The sequence below is a fragment of the Candidatus Eisenbacteria bacterium genome (assembly GCA_005893275.1).
GTDB lineage: Bacteria > Eisenbacteria > RBG-16-71-46 > SZUA-252 > SZUA-252 > WS-7.
Map to the genome: position 1 here is coordinate 1 of VBOW01000080.1, position 4,411 is coordinate 4,411.

The 4,411-nt window shown below is 66.1% G+C and carries 3 protein-coding genes; all 3 read left to right on the top strand.

Annotation, left to right across the window (positions count from 1 at the left end; genetic code table 11):
- The coding region (locus E6K76_12210) for a DUF4386 domain-containing protein (protein TMQ56740.1) at window positions 1-724 on the top strand (724 nt) is incomplete at its 5' end.
- Between the two features lie 28 nt (window positions 725-752).
- The gene (locus E6K76_12215; GenBank protein TMQ56741.1) at window positions 753-3,098 is read left to right on the top strand and encodes a hypothetical protein; all 2,346 of its coding nucleotides are present in this window, start codon (window positions 753-755) and stop codon (window positions 3,096-3,098) included.
- Between the two features lie 370 nt (window positions 3,099-3,468).
- Window positions 3,469-4,335, top strand: a complete 867-nt coding sequence (locus E6K76_12220) for a hypothetical protein (protein TMQ56742.1) — start codon at window positions 3,469-3,471, stop codon at window positions 4,333-4,335.
- Window positions 4,336-4,411 lie beyond the last annotated feature (76 nt).

The window sequence follows — 4,411 nt, forward strand, 5'->3', positions numbered from 1 at the left end:
TAGGTTCCCTGCTCGGACTCATGGTGACTTCCCCATCCCGGAGGCGCACGTGACTCGCAGGACGAACGCAAGAGTCGCCGGCTTCACATTTCTCTTTTACATCGCGGCCGGCATCACCGGTATGGTCCTGTTCGGCCGGGCGACCAGCGGAGAGGGGATCGCCGCCAAGCTCGCGACCATCGCCCAGCACGCGACGGACGTGCGCCTCTCCGTATTGCTCACGCTGCTCGAAGCCTTCTCGGCCCTTGTGCTGGCTGTGACGCTCTACGCGATCACGCGCGATCAGGATCCCGATCTCGCGATGCTGGGCCTGACCTGTCGCGTCGCCGAAGGCATCACGGGCGTCTTCGTAGCGCGGACGCTGGGGCTCCTCTGGCTCGCGACGTCCGCCGGAGCAAGCCTACCAGACACCGAGCGAGCGCACGCCCTCAGCGCATTCCTTCTCAGGATGGGGGCGTGGAACCCCGCCGCAATCTTCTTCGCGGTGGGCAGCACCCTCTTCTCCTGGCTCCTCCTCCGCGGCAGGATGATCCCGGTCGCACTGGCGCGGCTCGGCGTGCTTGCATCGGTCCTGGCCGTCGTGATCCTTCCGCTGGACCTCGTCGGAATGCTCGGCGGCCCCGTCGTCTGGTTGATGTGGCTACCCTTGTTGGTATTCGAGGTGACGCTTGCGCTGTGGCTGCTCATCAAGGGCGTGGCGATGCCGGCGCGCGCGTCCTCGTGAAGCTGCATGAGCTGGCGCCTCCATCGTCATGAGGTCCGGTCGAAGGAGAGCGCCCCCTCGTTCCTGGTTCTTCCTGTTCTTCCTCGTGTCGGGCTCTTGCGCCCTCGTCTACGAGGTGGTGTGGCTAAGGCTGGCCATGGCTGCCTTCGGCGTCACCACGCCGCTGGTCTCGATCGTCCTGTCGGTCTTCATGACCGGCCTCGGTCTGGGTAGCTGGGGCGCGGGACGCCTGGCGCGCCACCTCGCGGAGCGCTCGTCGCCTGACCGCTTTCTCCGTCTCTACGCCACCGTCGAGATGGCGATCGGTGCCGGTGGTCTGCTCGTGGCTCACGAGTTGGACTGGGCGCGAAGGACCCTCGAGGCGCTGGGTGCCGGGGCTCCGTGGGGCTCGGGCAGCCACTACCTGGGTGCGGGCGTTCTCGTCACCGTCGCCCTGCTTCCATTCTGCACGGCAATGGGAGCTACGTTTCCGCTCGCGATGGCGGCGCTTCGGCCGTGGCAGGACGCCAAAGGGGGAAGCAGCACCGCCGGGACGTTCAGCTACCTCTATCTCGCCAACGTCATCGGCGCAGCCCTTGGCACGCTGCTCTCCGCGCTCATCCTGATCGAGCTGCTCGGATTCCGGGGAACGCTCCGGGTGACCGCGCTTCTGAACGGTCTCCTCGCCGTGGCCGCCTTCGCGCTGAGCGTTCGGAGTCGATCTGCAGAAGATGGAGGACCCGGCGCGGATCCCGTCGAGGCGCGCCACGCGGATGCGCCGCAAGCGGCGCCGCGTCCAGGGAGGCCCGCCCCAAGCGGTCTCCGAGCGGTGCCCTGGCTCCTCTTCTCCACGGGACTCCTCTCTATGGGAATGGAAGTAGTGTGGGTGCGCCAGTTCACCCCCTACCTCGGGACGGTGGTGTACGCCTTCGCGGCCATCCTGGCGATCTACCTGGTCGCGACCTTTCTGGGATCGGCGGCCTACCGCCGGAGCGCGAGGAAGGGTCCCACCGTCCTCGGGACGGCGTGGGGGCCAAGCGCGATCCTTACGGTCGCTCTCCTCGCGGCGCTCCCAACGATACTCGCCGATCCTCGCGTCGCGCCGCCGGGCGCGTTCGCCGCCGGCCTCCTCCGCGTCGCGGTGGGGATCGGCCCCTTCTGCTTCGCCCTGGGGTATCTCACGCCGCGCCTCGTGGATCTCTGGTCGCACGGCGATCCGGCACGCGCCGGCTCCGTGTACGCCGTCAACGTGCTTGGCTGCATCGTCGGCCCGCTGGTCGCGAGCTTCGGACTTCTACCGATCATGGGAGAGCGCTGGGCTCTCGCCATCCTCGCGCTCCCGCTCTACGCCTTCGTGCTCGCCTGGTCTCGCTCCGGGCCCCATCCGGCACCGGCGTCCTCTCCCAGGTTCAAGCATGGCCCTCGCCCGGCTTCGCGCTCAAACTTCGCGATGCTCGGGGGCCTGGCCCTGGCGGCGGGCCTCGGTGTCGTCACGGTGGCGAAGGACTATGAGACGATCTTCCCCGTGCGAAAGGCGCTGCGCGACCACTCGGCCACGGTGATCGCGACCGGCAGGGGGATGAAGAAGCAGCTCCTCGTCAACGGCTACGGGATGACGGTCCTGACGCCGGTCACCAAGATGATGGCCCACCTGCCGCTCGCGATCCGTGCGAAGCCGCCCGAGCGGGTGCTCGTAATCTGCTTTGGCATGGGGACGAGTTTCCGGTCGGCCCTGACCTGGGGTGCTTCCACGACAGCCGTGGAGCTGATTCCAAGCGTTCCCGATCTCTTCGACTTCTACCACCCGGATGCGAACCGGGTCCGCGCGCTTCCGAGCGCCCATATCGTGATCGACGACGGCCGGCGGTTCCTCGAGAGGACGCGCGAGGCGTTCGACGTCATCACGGTGGATCCGCCACCGCCGGTGGAGGCGGCCGGATCGAGCATGCTCTATTCGAAGGAGTTCTTCGAAGCGGTACGGGCCCGACTGCGGACGGATGGCGTGCTCCAAGAGTGGCTCCCGCCGGCCGAGCCGATCGTCGTCGCCTCGGTCGCCCGCGCGCTGAAGGAGACCTTTGTCCACGTGCGCGCCTTCCCCTCGGAGTTCGGCTGGGGGGTTCACTTTCTTGCCAGCCAGTCACCGATCCCTCTTCCCGCGCCGGACCAGCTTGTGGCCCGGATGCCTCCGGCAGCTCGCACCGATCTCGTCGAGTGGCAACCAGGAATGCTCCCCGCCGAGCCCCTCGCGGCCGTACTCACCCACGAGATTCCTCTGGATCGATTGATCGGGCTGGTTCCAGGGGCGCGTCCTCTGACGGACGATCGCCCGGTGAACGAGTACTACCTGCTCCGCCGCGGGCTGGGAAGGGCGGCCCTCTCCGCATCGGCCCCCTAGGGGACTTACGATCGGCACCGGCGGTCCTGCCGTCTCCTGTGCGCCTGTATTCCTGTGGGTCATTGTGCGGAGGTCGCTCGAGGCGTAACTTCCTTAGCGTAAGGGATACGCCGATCTTAGGCACCTCCGAGGCCCCGCCGGGAAACGCTCGGGTATACCCGTTCCTCTCTGTTCGGCACGATCGACTACGCCGTTGGCGTGGGCCCTGTACGGAGCCACGAGCGGCTGCAGATCACCCTCGATCCCTTGAACCGGGGAAACAGCGACGAGACGGCGAGCCTAACCGGCACCCTGTCGAAGCCGTGAGGGCGCGTGTGCGGACAGGGTGGGGACTAGATTCCGCAATGGCTGTTGAAGCGAGGTGAGGCACATGCGCAGTCGAATCCGATTCTTCTTCGTCGCCTTTTGTGTCGTTGTGCCCTCTATTGGCTGGTGCCATAAGCCCATGGAGCCCGGCGTTCCCTATTTCGGCCTTGGTCTCAGTATCTCGGTGGTTCCGCATATCGGCCAGATCTTTCCGCTTCGTGCCAGGGCTGGCAGCTCGCAGCACGGGGTCGACTGTTTGGGTGACGTCCGGATTGAAGTACCTTCCGGGATTGAGGTCCTGGCGGGAGACACATCCCGGAAGGTGCACGTCTCCCGCTGGGAAAGAGAACACTTCGATCAGGAGTGGGTCGTGAGTTTGCGCGTCTCTCGGACAGGCAAGTACCGGATTCGCGGAGAACTTCGGATCCCGTGTGGCGAGCCGACGGTCTGGGATGAGAGTGAAACACTTGTCGATTTGGACGTGCGCCAGGACACCACCCTGGTCCACGGCGGATACGATACGCGCTTTGAACGGATCCGCGACGGGAAACGTTTCCGGTACGGCGGAGGCCATCTTGTTCGAGTCGACAGCACCAACGCGCTGATCTTCCAGCGCGGTCACATGGTGCTGATTGACAGTACCGAGGCACTGCTGCCCGATGACATTTCAGAGCGGCCGCTCGTGATGAGCGCCCCACACGCGAAGTGCCCTGAGTGCGGTCTCGTCGCGCCGAAGGCACTTCGATTCATCGTTACGGTCGGAAGCAACGGTTCGGTGACTTGGATCGAATCTCGTCCTGCTGCCGAGACCCCTCCAGTCCTCGCATCGGCAGAGCAAGCGCTGAAACGGTACGTCTTCCGTCCTGCGCGGGCGAAGGGGGGGCGCCCAGTTGCGGACTGGGCCGAGGTAGAGGTAATTGTGGAGCCGTAGTACTCCGCGGGACCGTAAGTACAGTCCGCGGAGCACAATGCGAGGCGCCCCAGGAGCTTAGACCTTCTGGGGCGCA